We start from the raw sequence: 18,433 nt of genomic DNA on the forward strand, positions 1-18,433 counted from the left end.
CGCGCCGGCCTACAGGAATCCGATGGAGATCCACGGAAACACGGCGACGACGATCAATCCTACCAGTAGCGCCAGCAGATAGCCCCAGATCGGCCTGATGCCTTCGGCCGGATCGACGCGTCCAATGGCGCAGGCGGCATAATAGCCAACCCCAAAGGGCGGGGCGAATAGCCCGATACCCATGGCGAGAATGATCACCATGGCATAGTGCACCTCGTGCACGCCGACCGCACGCGCAATCGGAAACAACAGCGGCCCGAACAGCACGATCGCGGGGATGCCCTCCAGCACACTGCCGAGGATGGTGAAGGCCAGGATCGAGACGGCGATGAAGGTCGCCGCGCCGCCCGGCAATCCGGTCATGGCGGACGCCAGCGAGCGCGAGAAGCCTGATTGCGTCAGGCCCCAGGCCATGCCGGTGGCCGTGCCGATGATCAGCAGGATCGCGCCCGACAGCGCAGCGGTCTCGACCAGCATCGGAAACAGCCGCCGCCAGTCGAAGCGGCGGTAGACGAGCAGGCCGACCAGGGCGCCATAGACGATGCCGATGGTGGAGACTTCGGTGGCGGTCGCGATGCCTTCGACCACGGCGTAGCGGATCACGAAGGGCAGCGCGAGCGCGGGCAGGGCGATGACGAAGGTCTTGCCGATCTCGCCGCCTGTGGCGCGGCGGACATGGCTCATGTCCTCGTGGCGGTAGCGCCACCACACCAGCATGCACAGCGTGATCGCGAGCACCACGCCGGGCAAGAGGCCGCCGGTGAACAAAGCGGCGATCGAGACGCCGGTGACCGAACCGATCGTGATCAGCACGAGGCTCGGCGGAATGGTCTCGGTCTGCGCGCCGGTCGCCGCCAGAAGCGCGACGAGATCGCCGGGCTTGGCGCCGCGCTGTTTCATCTCCGGGAACAGCACGGGCGCGACCGCGGCCATGTCGGCCGCCTTGGCGCCGGAGATGCCGGAGACCAGGTACATCGCGCCGACCAGGACGTAATGCAGTCCGCCGCGGACATGGCCGAGCAGGCTGGCTAGGAACGCCACCATGGCCCGTGCCATGCCGGTCATTTCAATCAGGAGCCCCAGGAATACGAACAGCGGCACCGAGAGCAAAATGAGGTGGCTCATGCCCTCGTCCATCCGCCCGACCAGCACCATGACCGGCGTGCGCGTGGTCAGTGCCAGATAGCCGAAGATGGCGAGGCCGAAGCCGAACGCGATGGGAACGCCGGCAAAGACGCAGAAGCCGGCGACGCCGACGAAGAAGATGACGAGGTTGAGGTTGCCGAGCGGTCGCAGATAAGGCTGCGCCAGCCAGAACAAGCCGACGACGATGGCAACGGACACCACGGCCGTCAGCACCATGCGGTAGTCGGCTGCGCGCAGCAGCCGCAACAGCGCGAACACCGCCATCAGGCAGATGCCGGCCGGCAGCGCCGCGGCGCGCCACATATTGGAGATCTGCAGCGCCGGCGTGGTGATGAAGCTTTCCTCGTAGGCGTAGTCCCAGGACGGCCAGACGATCAGCGCCAGGAAGGCCAGCGCCGCGCAGGTCGCGACCAGATCGAGCCAGGCCCGCGTGGCCGGCTTGGCGCTGCCGACGACCGCGGTCATGCGCATGTGCTCGGAGCGGCGGAACGCGACCGCCGCGCCCAGCATGGCGAGCCACAGGAACAGGATCGAGGCGAGCTCGTCCGACCAGATCAGCGGCCGGTGCAGGCCGTAGCGCGCGACCACGCCGGCAAACAGGATCGCGATCTCGGCGACCACCAAAATGGCCGCAGGGATTTCGACGAGGAGGCCGAGTGCGCGCTCCGTCGAGGCCAGCAACGAAGGTCGGCGAGGGGACCGAACAGTCGCCTCGCCCGCCACTCCGCTCCCTTCGACCTCAACATGAGCCATGACGGCTCCAACGCGTTACGACAGCTTGCCGACGGCCTTTTCCAGCAGGTCCCAGGCCTGGTCGCCATATTTGCCTTTCCACTCGGCATAGAAGCCGGCGGACCGCAGCTTGTCGCGGAACGGCGCAACGGCGGGCAGGTTGAAGGTCAGGCCCTTGCCCGCGAGCTCCTGCTGCAGATTGGCATTGAGCTTGGCGGTGTCCTCACGCTCCTTGACTGCGGCCGCATTGATGTTCTTGGCGACGACCGTGCGAATATCCTCCGGCAGCGCGCTCCAGGCCTTGCGATTGGCCAGGAACCAGAAGCCGTCCCACATGTGGTTGGTGAGCGAGCAGTATTTCTGGACTTCGTAGAGCTTGGCGGTCGAGATGATCGCCAGCGGGTTCTCCTGGCCCTCGACGATCCTGGTCTGCAGCGCGGAATAGACCTCGGCGAAATTGATCGAGGCGGGCGCCGCATCGAACGCCTTGAACATCGAGGTCCACAACGGCGACACCGGCACGCGGATCTTGAAGCCCTTGAGATCGTCCGGACCGGTGATCGGCTTGCTCGACGACGTGGTCTGGCGGAAGCCGTTGTCCCAGATCTTGTCCATGACCTCGAGCCCGGCCTTCTTGATCTCGCCGCGGACAAAGGCGCCGAGATCGCCGTCCATGGCCTTCCAGACCGTGCCGTAGTCCGGGAACGCGAAGCCGATGCCGTTGATGGACGCCGCCGGCACCAGGGTCGACAAGATCAGCCCCGACAGCGTGAAGAACTCGACGCCGCCGGACCGGATCTGGCTCAGCATGTCGGTGTCGGACCCGAGCTGGTTGTTCGGGAAGATCTGGAGGTCGAACTTGCCACTGGTCTCGGCCTTGATCGCCGCCGCCATCTCCATGGCGCGCACGTTCAGCGGATGGGTGTCCGGCAGGTTGTTGGCGTATTTGTAGGTGAACTCGGCGCTCTGGGCGCGGGCCACATGGGGCGCACTGAGGCCGCCCAGGACCGCGGTCGCGGCGGAGGCCTTGAGAAGCGTGCGGCGGGAAAAGCTCATGGGTCTGCTTCCTCGGAAAGTTTGTTGTTGTTCTGAGATGCAAACCTATACGGACGGACGGTCAGAAGGTCATCTGCGATCTCGCGAAGCCTCGCTTATTGCAGCCGGACATCCTCACGGCAATATCGGCTTTCGGAGGCATGGGCCGGATTCAAAAACGCGAAAACAACCCCATGCACAGTAGCCGTCAAAAGCTGGGGCGACGTGCCACGGCCGGTCCGGAAAAGAACGAGGAACGAAGGTTTAGTGAGAGGAATTCCAGCTAAGTAATTGACCTGATTGTATATAAATATATTCCATAATATACCTTATGCGAATCGTAGATATGGCTGTGCAGATCAGGCCAGATCATTCCGCAGCTACCCAGAACCCCGCTCTCGGCTCACACTTGGTGCCAAACAAGCCCCGGGCAAACCGCGGCAGCGGTTGATGCCCACGCCACCATGGGAGGTTCGTCATGCAGGAGAACGTCGCCCGCGCAGACCGCTCGCGCGCCATTCCATTCGATGCCGCCAAGCTCGACCGCCTGATGGAGGCCGCCGGCCTCGACGTTCTGGTCGCGACCTCCAAGCACAATGTGCAGTACCTGCTGGGTGCCGACCGCGCGATCTTCTTCGACTACATGGATGCGCTGGGCGTCAGCCGCTATCTGCCGGTCCTGGTCTATCCCAAGGGTGCGCCGGAGAAAGCGGTCTATATCGGGCACCGGCTGGAGACCCATCAGCGCGCTGTTGCGCCGCCCTGGGTGGCGCAGGTCCGGACCGAGTCCAACGGCTCGGTCGATGCGATCACGCGGGCCGTCAGCCTGATCCGCGGCGCCGGCGTGCCCCTGAAGCGAGTCGGGGTCGAGATGGCGTTCCTGCCGATGGATGCAGGCCGGGCGCTCAGTGACGCCCTGCCCGGTGCCGAGCTCAAGGACGCGCTGCTGGTGCTGGAGCGGCTGCGTGCGGTCAAGTCGGCGGAGGAGCTGGCAAAACTCAAGACGGCGTCCGAACTGGTGACCGCCTCGATGCTGGCGGTGATCGCCGGGCACGGGCCGGGCACGACCAAGCAGCAATTGTCGGACGCCCTGCGGATCGCCGAAGCCAATCGAGGGCTGACCTTCGAATACTGCCTGCTCGCCTGCGGCAACAGCCACAACCGGGCGCCGTCGGCGCAGCGCTGGGAGCAAGGTGACATGCTGTCGCTCGATTCCGGCGGTAATTATCACGGCTATATCGGCGACCTCGCGCGCATGGCCGTGCTCGGTGATCCCGATACCGAGCTGAAGGACTGTCTGGCCGAGATCGAAGCGGTCCAGCGCGCGGCCTTCGCCGCGGTGCGGCCCGGCGCCATGGGCGGCGACATCTACGTCGCGGCCGAGCGGCAGCTGGCGAAAATCACCCAGCGCGACTGCACGGAGTTTCTGGCCCACGGCATGGGCCTCGTTAGCCACGAGGCCCCTCGCCTGACCGCCAAGGGTCCGGTTCCCTACGACGACACCGACGCCCGGCTGCCGCTCGAAACAGGCATGGTGGTGTCGATCGAGACCACGATGAAGCATCCGAAGCGTGGGTTCATCAAGCTCGAGGACACGGTCGCAGTGACGGCGACGGGATATGAGATTTTTGGCGAGGGTGGCCGCGGCTGGAATTTGGGTGGAAGCACACGTTGATCTGAGACCCTCATGGTGAGGAGCGCGGAACGCGCGTCTCGAACCATGAATGGCCCAGCTCTCGCCAGTGGCCATCCTTCGAGACGCCCGCGTTGCGGGCTCCTCAGGATGAGGTGCGGAGTGTCCTGAAGCTGCGCAGCTACCGCGCCATCAGCAGCTCCAACTGGCTCTGCGCCTTCTTCACGGCCGTCGCGTACCAGCCCTGGCTCGGTGCTTCCTTGGCGAAGCACGCCGTGTACGCGGTCATCGCATTGTCTTCGCGGGTGATGTCGCCGCGCGGGTCCTTCTTGTCGATGGGCCTCGCCATCATCTGCTTCCAGACTTTCTCGCAGGCCGGCATCTCGGCCGTCTTCACGGCGTCGCTGACGGCGAGAAAGAAGACCTTGTCGCCCTGGATCGCGACGACGTCGATTTCATGCGGCGGTCCCTTCAGATCGCCATTGCCGCGCACGCCCAGTACAGCAACCGCCGCGCTTGCGCCCGCGGGCTTCGTGATCGGCAGCTCGGCATATTTGGCGAAGGCGGAGTCCTGGATCGCCTGATAGTAGAAGCGGTCCGACTTGAACGCGGCGCCAATCTCCTGCGGCATGCCGTCCTCGCGGTGCTCGCGAAGCCAGTGCTTGAGCAGCGCGGTGGTGGTCACGACGGCCTGCATCTTGTCGCCTTCGGACGCGAAGCCGAGGCCGTCGAGATGGCCGAAGCCGGAGTCCCCCTTGAAGAGCGTGTCCGCGTTCGTCCTGCCGTCGGCCGGCAGTCCCTTGATCGCGACTGGGCCCACCAGGCCGCGCAGGACGCCCGTCAACTCCTTGAGCGCCGCGTCATGCTGCTTGGTGGTCTCGTCGTTTTCCGCAGCCTTCGAGAATTTCGCCATGTAGCGATCGCGCAGGTCGAGATAGTGCTGCTCGGGCGTCGCCGCATGAGCGGGCGTCGCCAGGACGAGCAGGCAGAGCAAGGCAAGCGATCTCATTCGAAGTCCGAAAGGCTGGGGGTGATCTCCTGTCTTTGTGCCGATGCCGGACGGGAAGGTTCATCCGGCAAGCCGGGTGCCCTACTCCGCCGGTGTGAGCTGCCGGTTCAGCCGCATCGCAGCCGTTTCCCGCACGCGCACACGCGCGCGGCGCTTGCGCCACCAGATCACGATTCCGGTGACCGAGAGTGCCGCCACCACCAGCCCCATGATCGAGATCAGGATGCGGCCGAACAGCCCGACGATGCGGCCCGAATGCAGCGGGAATTGCGCCTGCACGAAGATGTCGGCGGCGGTGCCGACCCAGGGCAGCCGTTCGCCGATCGGACGGCCGTCCTCGCTGTCGTAATAGAGCTGCGCCGGGCCGACCCCGCCGGCGCCGTGATCGTCGCCGGGATGGAAAAAGGCGGCGGCATAGACGCCATGAGCCGGCCCGTAATTGATAGAGCCGACCGGGACGGTCCACCCTCGCCCATTGCCGTCGGCCGCAGCGCGCGCCGCGATCTCGGCGAAAGTCACCTTGGGCTCGATGGGATCGTCGAGATCGCGATACGGCCGCTGCTCATAGGGCGTCGGCGTGTAGTTCGACACCATCTTCATCAGCGGCGAGAACACCTCGAAATAGAGGTTCAGCGAGAACGCCGTGAAGGCGATGATGAACAGCACGCCCCAGGTCCACAGGCTGAAAGCGCGGTGGATGTCGAAATTGATCCGGTAGGCGCTGCCTGACGGCTTGATGGTCCATGCCGGCGCCCAGCGCGCCCAGAAGCCGCGTTCGAGCTGGCGCGTGACCTGAGGCGCCCGCGCCGCCCTGGCGCGCCGCCGCGAGGGCAGCGTCAGGTAGAAGCCGACGAAGCAGTCGATGGTCCAGATGATCGCGATGATCCCGAGCAGGCGCATACCCCAGCGGTCGCTGCCCCAGAATTCCGGGATGTGCATGGTGTAGTGCAGCTTGTAGAGGAACGAGACGAAGTTTTCGCGCGTCACCGGCCACACTGCGCCCCAGTAGCGGCGGCCGAGCTCGACGCCGGTGTTGGGATCGAGGAAGATCTGATTGTAGTCGAGCGCGTAGCGCTTGCCGGTCGCGGGATCGATCCGCGGCATGACAAAGAACCACAGCGAGCGGCCCTCCTCCGGCGTCATGAACAGGTAGACCACGCGCGCACGGGGATCGCGCTGCTCGATCATCTTGGCGAGATCAATCGAGGGAATCGCCGGGCCCTTGCTGCTGACGTCGAACAGATGGCTGTTCAGGACCTCGTCGATCTCATGGTCCCAGGAGATGATCGCCCCGGTGATGCCGGAGAAGAACAGGAACCCGGCCGTGAGCAGTCCCGCCCAGCGATGCAGCCTGCCGAATATCGCTCTCATCGTTCGCCCTCGTTCCAACTCACCAGCGGTAGGTCAGCTTGCCGATGGCCTTGCGACCCTCCGCGTAGAAGCAGCCCGACAGGCTGTAGCAGGCGGCGACATAGCGGGTGTCGGCGAGGTTGGTGACGTTCAGCGATAGCCGCCAATTGTCCCTTGTGTAGGCGAGCAGCGCGTCCAGCACGGTCGAGGATCCGACCTTGAACGTGTTGGCGTCATCGCCCCAGGTCGCGCCGACATAGCGGACGCCGCCGCCGAACTGCAGGCCCGCGAGCGGCCCGGTCTGAAGCGTGTAGTCGTTCCACAGCGAGGCGCGGTTGAGCGGCACGGTGACCGGCGCCTTGCCGACATTGACCGGATCCTGCGTGACCATTGCATCGACATAGGCATAGGCCGCGCGCAAGTTCCAGCCGTCGGCGAGCGACATCGTGCCTTCGAGCTCAAGGCCGCGCGATTTTACTTGCCCGGTCTGTTCGGCAATGTTGAGCGGAGGCGCAAAGGTAACGACGTTGTCGCGCGTCAGGTCGAAGGCGGCGAAGGTGAACAGCGCGTTCCAGCCGATCGGCTGATACTTGACGCCCACCTCGTACTGCACGCCGGTCTCGGGATTGAGCAGCTGTCCGCTCGGGCCGGTGGCGAGCACCGGCAGGAACGATTCCGAATAGCTGAAATAAGGCGCGATGCCGTTGTCGAAATTGTACATCAATGCGGCGCGGCCGGTGAAGGCCGATGCATCCTTCGCGACTGACGTGTTGAAGACGCCGCTGTCCACCTGGGTCGTGACGAAATCCTGGCGGCCACTGAGCTGGAACGAGAGCCGGCCGAGCTTGATCTGGTCCTGGGCGTAGAGGCCGACTTGCGACTGCTTGACGCCGGTATCGTCGCTCATGGCGCCCATGGTCCAGTCGTAGCTGTAGACCGGATTGAAGACGTTGATCTCGGGCGCGGATGTCGTGACGCCAAAGGCGGTGTCGCGGAAGCTGGTGTTGCGGTAGTCGATTCCGACCAGCGTGGTGTGGCTGAGGAAGCCGGTGGTGAACTTGCCCTGGAGCTGATTGTCCACCGCGAAGGAGTTGATGTAGGAGTTGCTGTAGCTGCCGAAACGCGCGAGCTGTCCCGCGGCCTCGTCGGTATAGGCTCCGCCGAAAAACACCTTCTCCTCGTTGTGCTGATAGGCATAGCGCAAATTCTGCCGGAACGTGATGTTGTCGGTGAAATTGTGCGAGAGCTGGTAGCCGGCGGTCGCGATTTCGGTGTTGAACGCGTTGAAGCTCGGCACGCCCGCGAAGAACGAGACCGGGATGGTGCGGCCGTTGTTCGGCCAAACCGTGCCCGAGGCCGGCAAAAACTGAAGGCCCCACCCTGCCCGGTCGCGCTGGTAGTTGGCGAGGATCGTGATAGTGGTGTCCTCGTTCGGCTTGAACGTGACGGCCGGCGCGATGAAGACGCGGTTGTCCTTGGTGAAGTCGACCTGGGTCTCGCCGTCGCGCACCACGCCGGTCAGGCGCCACAGCACGGTGCCGTCCTTGTTGGCGGGACCGCCCACGTCGAACTGGCCCTGGTAGCGGTTGAAGCTGCCGCCGGAGATCGAGACTTCGCCGAACTGCTGCGCCGTCGGCAGCTTGGTCACGTAGTTGAGGATGCCGCCGGTGCCGCTGCCGCCATACATCGCCGAGGACGGGCCCTTGAGGACTTCGAGACGCTCTGCGCCGTAGGGATCGAGACCGTTGAAGTGCACGTAATTGCTGGAGGGAATCCGCAAGCCGTCGACGTAGAGGCCGGACATGGTGGTGTCGAAGCCGCGAATCTGGAGGGCGCCGAAGCGAGTGTCGGAGCCGCCATTGACGTCGCCGCTGACGCCGGCGGTGTAGCGCAGCGCCTCACCGATCGAGACCGCGCCCTGATTCCTGACCTGGTCGGTCGTGACGACGGAGACGGACTGCGGGGTTTCGATCAGCGGCGTATCCGTCTTGGTCGCGGTGCCGCTGCGCGTCGCAACGAAACCGCGCACCGGACCGTTGGCGCGTTCACCCGTGACGCCGTTCGAGGATGCCGATTGGGTTGGCGCGGCTTGCTGCGCGGGAGAGCGACGATCGGCGCGCGCGGTGCGTGTCGCGCCTGACCTTCGCGATGAAGCGACCGCCGCAGGCCGGGCGCGCTGAGCCGGAGCTTCGACGGTGACGGCGGGGATCTGCGTCTGCGCCTCCACGGCACCGAAGGGAATGACGAGAGCAAATGTGCTGGCCGCTCCGAGGAAGAGAATCTGTATCTGTCGACGACGCGTGTCAGAACGCGAAACAAGTTGGAAGTCGGTCACGTCGAGGCCCCACGCACTGCCGGCTTCGCCGGTACCGTTTTTGATGCCTCGCCCTAACGCAGGCGATTTCGGAGTGCGATAGGAACTGCGTTAGAATTTCTCCAGACGCGTGCGCAACGCGTGCGACGAATGCGCTCAGTCGTGTCTCGAAGTCTGGAATGCTTCCAGACCGACAAGAACCTGCTTGTTCGAAATGTCTAAAACGGCGTCAGTGATGTCGCAGACGGCGATTGACCCGGCGCGCGAGATAATCGCCGGCGCTCTGCACGAGCTGCACCAGCGCGATCAGCACCACGACGACGGCCAGCATCATCTCCGGCATGAAGCGCTGATAGCCGTAGCGGATGCCGAGATCGCCCAGGCCCCCGCCTCCGACGGCGCCGACCATGGCGGAATAGCCGAGCAGGCTGACCACCGCGAGCGTCAGCGCCAGCAGAAGACCTGGCAGCGCTTCGGGGATCAGCACCTTGAACACGATCTGCATCGGCGAGGCCCCGAACGAGGATGCGGTCTCGATCAGGCCGCCATCGACCTCGCGGATCGCGGCCTCGACCAGGCGCGCGATGAACGGCGCCGATGCGATCGTCAACGGCACGATCGCGGCCGTCGATCCGATCGAGGTGCCGGCCACCAGCCGCGTGAACGGGATGATGGCGACGACCAGAATGATGAAAGGCGTGGACCGCGTCGCGTTGACGACGATGCCGAGTACGCGATTGACGACGGGCGCCGCGAACAGCTCGCCTTTCCGGCTGGTCGCGAGAAAGACGCCGAGCGGCAGGCCGAAGGCGGTGCCGATCAGCGCCGCGAGCCCGACCATGTACAGGCTCTCGCCGGTCGCCTGGACGATCAGGTTGATGAGTTCAGGCGACATAGCCGAGACGCTCCGCGGGAAATTGAAATTGTGAGAGCCAGGCCAGCGTGCGCGTCGTCGCGTCCTCGCCGCTGGACATGCCGAGAGGGATACCAAGCGTCAGCGAGCCCACATGCTGGCCGCCGATCTCGTCGATGCGGGCCGACAGCAGCGACACGTCGAGGCCGAGTTCGCGCGCGAGCCGCGCCACCAGCGTGTCGCCGGCCCCTGCCCCGCGCACCTGGACGCGGATCACCGCCTGCCCGCCCGCAGGCGGCGCCGAAACGATCCGGCTCGCCAGCGACACCGGCAGGCTGTCTCCGATCACTTCGGCCAGGAAGGATTGCGTGATCGGATGCTTGGGGTGAGTGAAGATGCCGGCGACATGGCCGCTCTCGACGACGCGGCCGGCATCGAGCACCACGACGTCCTTGGCGAGCTGGCGCACCACGGACATCTCGTGGGTGATCAGCACGACGGTCACGCCGAGCTCGCGGTTGATGTTCGCGAGCAGATCGAGGATCGCCCGCGTGGTCTGCGGATCGAGCGCCGAGGTCGCCTCGTCCGACAGCAGCACGCTCGGCCGGGTCGCGAGCGCACGGGCAATGCCCACGCGCTGCTTCTGGCCGCCGGAGAGTTCTGACGGGTAGCGGTCGTGCTTGTCGGCGATGCCCACCAGCGCCAGCAGCTCGGCCACGCGGGCACGGATATCGGCCTTGGCCCAGCCGGCGATCTCGAGCGGCAGTGCGATGTTGGCGGCTGCGGTACGTGAGGACAGCAGGTTGAAGTGCTGGAAGATCATGCCGATCGAGCGCTGCGCGAGCCGCAAGTCCCGGCCCGAGAGCGCCGAGATGACTCTGTTATCGACGACGACGCGGCCGGTGGTCGGCCTCTCCAGGCCGTTGATGAGCCGGACGAGGCTCGATTTGCCGGCGCCGGAGCGGCCGATGATTCCGGTGATCGAACCGCGCGGGATTGCGAAGTCGATGTTTTGCAGGGCATTAACGCCGGGCTTGCCGCGATAGGCTGGATAGGTTTTCGAGATGCCTTCGAAGCGGACCATCGCGTCAGGCGCAGTCGCGGCAGGTGAGATCGCGCGACCTGAGATCGCATCAAGCTGTTCGATCGGCTGTCCGATCGCGAGCGACGGGTGGACGTTCATGGAGGCGGCCTTCATGCACAATAGTTCCGCTCGCCCTTGGGGCATCCGGGAACCGGTCGCATAAGCGACGGAGAGTGAAACCGCGATGAGGACTCAGCTGGAGCGCGCTGCACCGCAGCAGGGACCATCGCCCTTTCAGGTCTCTCTGGCAATGTCAGATATTTGTGGGGAGTTGGACGAAGTTTTCCAAATGTCTCCCCGCTGAAGAAAATTCATCTGCCGCCGTATTGGCCTCGCGCCCGGCTCAGTGGACCCGCAGCCAAGGCCATACGATCAGCAGGAGCCCCCCGAAATAGAGCACCCCGAAGATCAGCCCAAAGCCCCAGAACTGACCCTTGCCGATATAACCGCTGCCGAAATACATCGGCGCCGGCCCCGTGGCGTAAGGCGAGATCACGCCCATCAGGCCGAGCGAATACATGCAGAGCATGGCGAGCGTCGTGACCGGCAGGTCGGGGATGCCGGATCCGACCGCGAGCACCACGGGCAGCACGGCGGCGGCATGCGAGGTGATGCTCGAGAAGAAGTAGTGGATCCAGAAGAACAGCGCGACCAGCAGGAGCATCGCGGTCGACGGCGACAGCCCGGCGAGCGGCTTTGCATATTCGGTGGCGAACCATTTGATGAAGCCGATCTCGTTGAGACCCGAGGCCAGCGTCAGCAGCGAGGTGAAGTAGAAGAACACCTCCCAGGCGCTCTTCTCCGCGACGATGTCGGCAAACTCGATCACGCCCGTCACCAGCATCAGCGAGATCACGATGAACACGACGGTGGTGGCGTTGACGAAATTCGAGCCCAGAAGCGGCACGCGGATGTCCGGGCTCGAGCCCGCGATCCACAGGAACATCGCGAGCAAGATCAGCGTCAGCATGATCCATTCGTTGCGCGACATCGGGCCCATCTCCGCGAGCTCCTTCGATGCCCATTCGGAAATTTCCGGGCTGCTCTTCACCTCCGGGCGGCAGACCGCGTAGCTGAGCAGCGGGACCAGCACCATCAGGAGGAGGCCGAGCGGCGCAAAGCCCAAGAACCACTGCGCCCAGCTGACGTCGATTCCGACGGTCTTCTTGGCGATGGCCAGCGCCGCCGCATTGGGTGCGAGCGCGGTGAAAAACAACGAGCTGGTGACGGCAGTCGACGCGAACGCGGTCCACATCACGTAGGTGCCGATCTTGCCGGCGGTCGGTCCAGGCTCGGAGCCGTAGATGCGCGGGATGTTGCTGATGATGGGATAGACGATGCCGCCGCTGCGCGCGGTGTTGGACGGCGTCGCCGGCGCCAGCAAGAAGTCCGATATCGCCACCGCATAGCCGAGGCCAAGCGTGTTGCTGCCGAGCTTTTGCACCAGCACGAGCGCAATACGCCGGCCCAGCTGGCTCTTGCGATAGCCGATCGAGAACACGAAGGCGCCGACGATCAGCCACACCGTGCTCTCGGCAAAGCCCGCCAGCATCCAGCGCAGCGACTTGGTCGGGTCGGGATCGATATAACCGCCGACGCCGGCAACCGTCAGCCCGATCAGGCCGACCGCGCCCACCGGCATCGATTCCAGGATGAGCCCGGTGATGACGGCCGCGAAGACGGCAAAATAGTGCCACTGATTGACGTTGAGCCCTGCCGGCACCGGAAACAGATAGATCACCAGCCACACCGCGAGCGGCGCGATCAGCTTCCAGCGAAACCCTTTCGCCTCAGGCGCCTGCGAGCTAGTGGTCATGGGCCCTCCCCCTCGATCGTCATTGTCGTTTGCCGGCCCGTTGATCGGGCCTATTTTGTCCCAGCGCCGCGTATACGGATAGTCCGCGGCGCAATCAATGGCCCCAGCCTGTTTCTACCGCCCTCTGAACTTCGGTTTGCGTCGCGTCAGGAATGCCTCGACGCCCTCCTTGTGGTCCTCGCTGAGGCTTGCCAGGGCGAACTGGTCGACGTCCATGTGGCTGGCGAGATTATCCAGCGCGTGCGCCAGCCGGTTGACCGTGAGTTTCGTCATGGCGACGGAGAGCGGCGGCTGCGCTGCCACCTTGCGCGCAAGCTCCATCGCGGCATCGAACGCATGGCCGGGATCGACCACCTGCTCGACCAGGCCCCACGCATAGGCCTCATCCGCGCTGATGCGCTGATCGGCCAGGATCACCGCCTGCTTGGTGCGAGCCGGGCCGATCAGATGCAGCATGCGCGGAATGCTTTGCCAGCTCATGTTCATGCCGAGCCCGATCTCGGGCACGCGCAGATGGGCATCGCGTCCCATGACGCGAAAGTCGAGCGCGACGGCCAGCGCCACGCCACCGCCGACGCAAAAGCCCTCGATGGCGGCGATCGTGATCTGCTCCATCTCCTGCCAGGCGTGGGTCAGGCGCGGTCCGAGCTTGAGATGCCGCCGCAGCGTGCCGAGGTCCATCTCCTTGCGCGAGCGGCCTTCGGCATCCTTGAGGTCGAAGCCGGCGCTGAACGCGTCCGCGCTGCCTGTCAGCACCACGACGGAGGTCGCGGCGTCATCCTCAAAACTGCGCGCGGCCGCGGTGAGCTGGCGCAGCGCCTCCGGCGACAGCGCATTGATGCCATCGCCGCGGTCGAACCGCACCACCGCAATCCGCCCCTCCGGCCCGAGGCCCTTCTCGATCTTGACATAGTCAGGCAACGCAAACTCCCCTGGTCTTGGTCTTCCTGGCGCTCACAGATGCCCGGTACGCCGATGTTCGGGTTCGCTTCCATGGACCGGAAACCGGATCGTGGTGCCGATGGTGATCCAGTTGGCATTTTCGCCGGTGATGTTGCGGCCGTAGATCACATCGACGGAGAATATCTCGTTCGGTCGGTAGCGGACACCGGTCTGGAAACGCGGCTGCACGGCGCTTGCGATCTCGGAGGCGCCGGCTTGCCCGTAAGCCTCGATCGTCCATTGCAAGGTGTCGGTGAATTTCCAGTCGAAGCCGATGCCGTAGGTCAGGTAGTGGCGATCCACCGTGCGATCCCAGAGCCAGCCGCCATTGACGTTGATGCGCATGGTCTCCGACAGGCGGAAGGTCGCGGGGACGACGGCAAAGGCGGATAGCGCATCGCCGGTCGCCGCGTCGAACGATCCGCCGCCATAGGCCGACAATCCCCACCGGCCGATCCCGGTCGGGATGAAATTCGTCTTGGCTTTTGGAGCGACCGTCGTGCTCCAGTCGCCATCGCTGCGGGCCCGGATGGTCTGCAGGCTCAGCTCGATCGGCCGGAAGGGGTCGACAACACAGGAGGGATTGGCGACCGCCGAAAAATCCGTGTTGGAAGCCGTCGACATCCAGCTCTCCACCTTGCAGGAGCCGACCTCGGAAATGTCGGCGGCATCGACCGCATAGGCGCCATTCGCGGCGCGCGCATCCTGCGCCGCGAATGCGCCAAGAGCCGCGATTGCGGCGGTTATTCCGGTTCTTGCAGCCCAGCCCATGGTGTGATGTTAGCAGAGTCTTCGCCTCGACAACGCCCGGATTCTGGGACTATCTTTGCCTCATGAGCGACCATCATCATCACCACGATCACGACCATTCCGAGCTGTCGGAGACCGAGCTGCGCGTGCGCGCGCTCGAGACGATCCTGACCGAAAAAGGCTATGTCGAGCCGGCCGCGCTCGACGCCATCATCCAGGCCTATGAGACCCGGATCGGTCCCCATAACGGCGCGCGCGTCGTCGCCAAGGCCTGGAGCGATCCGGCGTTCAAGACGGCACTGCTGGAGGACGGCTCGAAGGCGATCGGCACGCTCGGCCATGTCAGCCGCGTCGGCGACCACCTCGTCGTGGTCGAGAACACGCCGCAGCGTCACAACATGGTCGTGTGCACGCTGTGCTCCTGCTACCCCTGGGAAATGCTGGGGCTGCCGCCGGTCTGGTACAAGGCCGCGCCCTATCGCTCACGCGCGGTGAAGGACCCGCGCGGCGTGCTCGCCGATTTCGGCGTGCAGGTCGCCAAGGACGTTGAAATCCGGGTGTGGGATTCGACCGCCGAAACGCGCTTTCTTGTGTTGCCGATGCGCCCCGCGGGCACAGACGGCTGGAGCGAGGAGCAGCTCGCCGAGCTGGTCACGCGCGATTCCATGATCGGCACCGGCTTTCCCAAGGCGCCCGGGGCGCCGTCATGAACGGCGTGCACGACATGGGCGGCATGGACGGCTTCGGCAAGGTCGAGCCCGAGCCGAACGAGCCGGTGTTCCACGAGGAATGGGAGTCGCGTGTTCTCGCCATGGTGCGTGCGATGGGCGCGGCCGGCGCCTTCAACATCGACACCTCGCGCTTCTATCGCGAGACGATCCCGCCGCATGTCTATCTCTCGAGCTCCTATTACAAGAAATGGTTTCTCGGGCTCGAGGAGATGCTGATCGAGAAAGGCTATCTCACCCGGGAGGAAGTCGCCGCCGGCCACGCTATGCAGCCGGCCAAGGCGCTCAAGCACGGCAAATTCGATCTCGGCCAGGTCGAGCGCATCATGGTGCGCGGCAAGTTCGCCCGTCCTGCTCCGGCGCCGGCGAAATTCAAGATCGGCGACAAGGTTCGTACGAAGAACATTCATCCCGCAACCCACACCCGCCTGCCGCGCTATGTGCGTGGCCACGTCGGAATTGTCGAGCTGAACCATGGCTGCCACGTGTTTCCGGACTCGGCGGCGATGGAGCTCGGCGAGAATCCGCAATGGCTCTACACGGTCGTGTTCGAGGGCCGCGATCTCTGGGGTGCGGATGGCGATCCAACCTCGAAAGTCTCGATCGACGCGTTCGAGCCGTATCTGGACCCGGCGTGATGAGCAGCACGGCTGCTGCTGCCGCGACGGCAGCGATCCCGAGCATTCCGCGCGATGATGACGGCCCGGTGTTCCGCGCACCCTGGGAGGCGCACGCGTTTGCGATGGCGCTGACGCTGCACGAGCGCGGCGTATTCACCTGGCCCGAATGGGCGGCAGCCCTGGCCTCCGAGATCAAGCGCGCGCAGGCGGCCGGCGATCCCGATACGGGCGAGACCTACTATCTCCATTGGCTCGCCACGCTGGAGGGTCTCGTCGCGCGCAAGGGCGTTGCGTCTGCGGAGACGTTGCATCGCTACCGCGACGCGTGGGATCACGCGGCAGATCGCACCCCGCACGGCAAGCCGATCGAGCTGAAGGCTGAGGATTTTGCGCAATAGTCGCTTTGGGTACACCCTCACCCCAACCAACACTGTCATTCCCCGCGAAGGCGGGGAATCCAGTACGCCGCGGCCTCGCGATTATCACTATCGTCTCGGAGTACTGGATCACCCGCTTTCGCGGGTGATGACACCGAGTCTATGGCGTCACCGCCCCGCCACATACTCCCGCCACCCCTTCGCCCGCAGGCTGCAGGCCGGGCACTCGCCGCAACCGTAGCCCCAATCATGCTGCGCGCCGCGTTCGCCGAGATAGCAGGTGTGCGACTGCTCGCGGATGAGGTCCACCAGCCCGTCGCCGCCGAGGTCATGGGCGAGCCTCCACGTCGCGGCCTTGTCGATCCACATCAGCGGGGTATGCAGCTCGAATTTGCGGGCCATGCCGAGCGACAGCGCGGCCTGCATGGCGCGGATGGTGTCGTCGCGGCAATCGGGATAGCCGGAATAGTCGGTCTCGCACATGCCGCCGACGATGTGACTGATGCCGCGCCGGTAAGCCAGCGCCGCGGCGAATGTCAGGAACACCAGGTTGCGGCCGGGCACGAACGTGTTCGGCAGGCCGTCGGCGCCCATCGCAATCGCGACGTCGCGCGTCAGCGCCGTCTCGGACACGGCCGCCAGCGTCGGGATCGACAGCGTGTGGCTCTCGCCGAGCCTGGAAGCCCAATCCGCGCGCAGGCCCTTGATGCCGTCGAACAGCCGGTCGCGGCAGGCCAGCTCGATGGCGTGGCGCTGGCCGTAATCGAACCCCAGCGTCTCCACGCGCGCAAAACGATTCAGCGCCCAGGCGAGGCAGGTGGTGGAATCCTGGCCGCCGGAGAACAGCACCAGCGCGGTTTCGGATGAAAATGCGTCGCTCATGGCCCGCGCTTTAGCATTGCGCACGCGGCTCGCCAATCCGGCCCGCCAACCGGTGGAAATCACCCTGTTCCGCCGCGCTACGCTGGGAACGGGGGCTCGCTTTTGGCATAAGGCTTGAGAGCCAGGAGACTGCCCCGCAATGACCCCTTCCCGCGACATTTCCCGCCTGATCGAGATCATGGCGGCGCTGCGCACGCCGGTGACCGGCTGCCCCTGGGACCTCGAGCAGAATTTTGCGACCATCGCGCCCTATACGATTGAGGAAGCCTATGAGGTAGTCGAGGCCATCAGCCGCGGCGATCTCGACGATCTCTGCGAGGAGCTCGGCGACCTGCTGCTCCAGGTCGTCTTCCACGCCCAGATGGCGTCGGAGCAGAACGCCTTTGCTTTTGGCGATGTCGTCGAGGCCATCACGCGAAAAATGATCCGGCGCCATCCTCACGTTTTCGCCGACAAGGACGGCAACCTCGCCTCCTCCCACGTCAAGGAAGTCTGGGATCGCATCAAGGCCGAGGAGAAAGCCGAGCGCGCCGCGCGCCGGCCGCCGGAACAAATGCCGCCGCACAAATCATTGCTCTCGGGCGTCAAGGCCGGCCAGCCCGCCCTGACGCGCGCCATGGAGCTGCAGCGCAAGGCCTCCACCGTCGGCTTCGACTGGAACGATCCGCGCGCGGTGCTGGCAAAAATCCGCGAGGAAGCCGATGAGATCGAGGCAGCACTCGACCGCAACGACAGCGAGGGCCTGGCGGAAGAGACCGGCGACCTGATGTTCGCGCTGGTCAATCTCGCCCGCCATGTCGATGCAGATCCGGAAGCCGCGCTCCGCGCGACCAACGCGAAGTTCGAGCGGCGTTTTGCCTATATCGAGCGGGCGCTGGAGGCGCAGGGGCGGACGCTGGAGCAGGCATCGCTCGCGGAGATGGACGCGCTGTGGAATGAGGCGAAAGGTGAGGCGAAAAGCGCTGCGCCGGCGGAGAAAAGCAACCAAGCCCGCTCCTAGCTCGAGCGTCGTCCTGGCGAAAGCCAGGACCCATTACCCCGAATGCACATTGTTGAACCACGCTGGAGCTACCAGCGTGCCAATTCCAGCCGCTTGTGGTTATGGGTCCCGGATCTGCGCTTACGCTTGTCCGGGACGACAGCGTTGCTTGAGGCAGCAGTT

The 18,433-nt window shown here is 65.0% G+C and carries 16 protein-coding genes; 5 read left to right on the forward strand and 11 right to left on the reverse strand.

Annotated elements, in window-relative coordinates:
• Window positions 1-9 precede the first annotated feature (9 nt).
• Window positions 10-1,899, reverse strand: coding sequence for a TRAP transporter large permease (locus tag AC0L3K_RS13910; protein WP_007591099.1), 1,890 nt, complete (start codon window positions 1,897-1,899; stop codon window positions 10-12).
• A gap of 15 nt (window positions 1,900-1,914) precedes the next feature.
• Complete coding sequence (locus AC0L3K_RS13915) at window positions 1,915-2,934, reverse strand: TRAP transporter substrate-binding protein (protein WP_473366229.1); 1,020 nt, start codon at window positions 2,932-2,934, stop codon at window positions 1,915-1,917.
• A gap of 457 nt (window positions 2,935-3,391) precedes the next feature.
• Here AC0L3K_RS13915 and AC0L3K_RS13920 point away from each other — a divergent pair, with 457 nt between their 5' ends.
• Window positions 3,392-4,588 (forward strand): M24 family metallopeptidase, encoded by a 1,197-nt coding sequence (locus AC0L3K_RS13920; RefSeq protein WP_473366230.1) that lies wholly within the window; start codon window positions 3,392-3,394, stop codon window positions 4,586-4,588.
• Window positions 4,589-4,727: 139 nt separating this feature from the next.
• Here the strand turns inward: AC0L3K_RS13920 and AC0L3K_RS13925 are convergent, their stop codons facing one another.
• The 8 genes from AC0L3K_RS13925 to AC0L3K_RS13960 form a co-directional block, all read right to left on the reverse strand.
• A complete protein-coding gene (locus AC0L3K_RS13925; RefSeq protein ID WP_219684295.1) occupies window positions 4,728-5,555 on the reverse strand; it encodes a hypothetical protein in 828 nt (275 codons plus the stop codon).
• Between the two features lie 81 nt (window positions 5,556-5,636).
• The gene (gene fsrB, locus AC0L3K_RS13930) at window positions 5,637-6,926 is read right to left on the reverse strand and encodes a siderophore utilization protein FsrB (protein ID WP_473253596.1); all 1,290 of its coding nucleotides are present in this window, start codon (window positions 6,924-6,926) and stop codon (window positions 5,637-5,639) included.
• Between the two features lie 19 nt (window positions 6,927-6,945).
• The gene (locus tag AC0L3K_RS13935) at window positions 6,946-9,240 is read right to left on the reverse strand and encodes a TonB-dependent siderophore receptor (RefSeq protein WP_473366231.1); all 2,295 of its coding nucleotides are present in this window, start codon (window positions 9,238-9,240) and stop codon (window positions 6,946-6,948) included.
• Between the two features lie 208 nt (window positions 9,241-9,448).
• Window positions 9,449-10,114 (reverse strand): methionine ABC transporter permease, encoded by a 666-nt coding sequence (locus tag AC0L3K_RS13940; protein ID WP_219684292.1) that lies wholly within the window; start codon window positions 10,112-10,114, stop codon window positions 9,449-9,451.
• The gene (locus AC0L3K_RS13945; RefSeq protein ID WP_473366232.1) at window positions 10,104-11,270 is read right to left on the reverse strand and encodes a methionine ABC transporter ATP-binding protein; all 1,167 of its coding nucleotides are present in this window, start codon (window positions 11,268-11,270) and stop codon (window positions 10,104-10,106) included. The genes AC0L3K_RS13940 and AC0L3K_RS13945 overlap by 11 nt, the downstream gene beginning before the upstream one ends.
• 229 nt (window positions 11,271-11,499) lie before the next feature.
• Window positions 11,500-12,972: a DASS family sodium-coupled anion symporter gene (locus tag AC0L3K_RS13950; protein ID WP_473366233.1), complete on the reverse strand. Its 1,473-nt coding sequence runs from the start codon at window positions 12,970-12,972 to the stop codon at window positions 11,500-11,502.
• A 114-nt stretch (window positions 12,973-13,086) separates the two neighbouring features.
• A complete protein-coding gene (locus tag AC0L3K_RS13955) occupies window positions 13,087-13,893 on the reverse strand; it encodes an enoyl-CoA hydratase/isomerase family protein (protein WP_007591115.1) in 807 nt (268 codons plus the stop codon).
• Between the two features lie 33 nt (window positions 13,894-13,926).
• Window positions 13,927-14,685 (reverse strand): hypothetical protein, encoded by a 759-nt coding sequence (locus AC0L3K_RS13960; protein ID WP_219684289.1) that lies wholly within the window; start codon window positions 14,683-14,685, stop codon window positions 13,927-13,929.
• 62 nt (window positions 14,686-14,747) lie between these two features.
• Here AC0L3K_RS13960 and nthA point away from each other — a divergent pair, with 62 nt between their 5' ends.
• From nthA to AC0L3K_RS13975, 3 genes are read left to right on the forward strand one after another with little or no spacing between them, the layout of a single operon-like run.
• Entirely contained in the window at window positions 14,748-15,374 is a 627-nt protein-coding gene (nthA, locus tag AC0L3K_RS13965; protein ID WP_007591118.1) for a nitrile hydratase subunit alpha, read from the forward strand.
• Window positions 15,371-16,030: a nitrile hydratase subunit beta gene (gene nthB, locus AC0L3K_RS13970; RefSeq protein WP_007591120.1), complete on the forward strand. Its 660-nt coding sequence runs from the start codon at window positions 15,371-15,373 to the stop codon at window positions 16,028-16,030. The genes nthA and nthB overlap by 4 nt, the downstream gene beginning before the upstream one ends.
• Window positions 16,030-16,410: a nitrile hydratase accessory protein gene (locus tag AC0L3K_RS13975; protein WP_007591121.1), complete on the forward strand. Its 381-nt coding sequence runs from the start codon at window positions 16,030-16,032 to the stop codon at window positions 16,408-16,410. Before nthB ends, AC0L3K_RS13975 begins: the two co-directional genes overlap by 1 nt.
• 147 nt (window positions 16,411-16,557) lie before the next feature.
• Here the strand turns inward: AC0L3K_RS13975 and queC are convergent, their stop codons facing one another.
• Complete coding sequence (gene queC, locus AC0L3K_RS13980) at window positions 16,558-17,271, reverse strand: 7-cyano-7-deazaguanine synthase QueC (protein ID WP_219684288.1); 714 nt, start codon at window positions 17,269-17,271, stop codon at window positions 16,558-16,560.
• A gap of 139 nt (window positions 17,272-17,410) precedes the next feature.
• Between queC and mazG the strand changes: the two genes are divergently transcribed.
• Window positions 17,411-18,271, forward strand: a complete 861-nt coding sequence (gene mazG / locus AC0L3K_RS13985) for a nucleoside triphosphate pyrophosphohydrolase (RefSeq protein WP_007591123.1) — start codon at window positions 17,411-17,413, stop codon at window positions 18,269-18,271.
• The last annotated feature ends 162 nt before the right edge of the window (window positions 18,272-18,433 follow it).

The sequence above is a fragment of the Bradyrhizobium sp. MI1.10 genome (assembly GCF_055811035.1).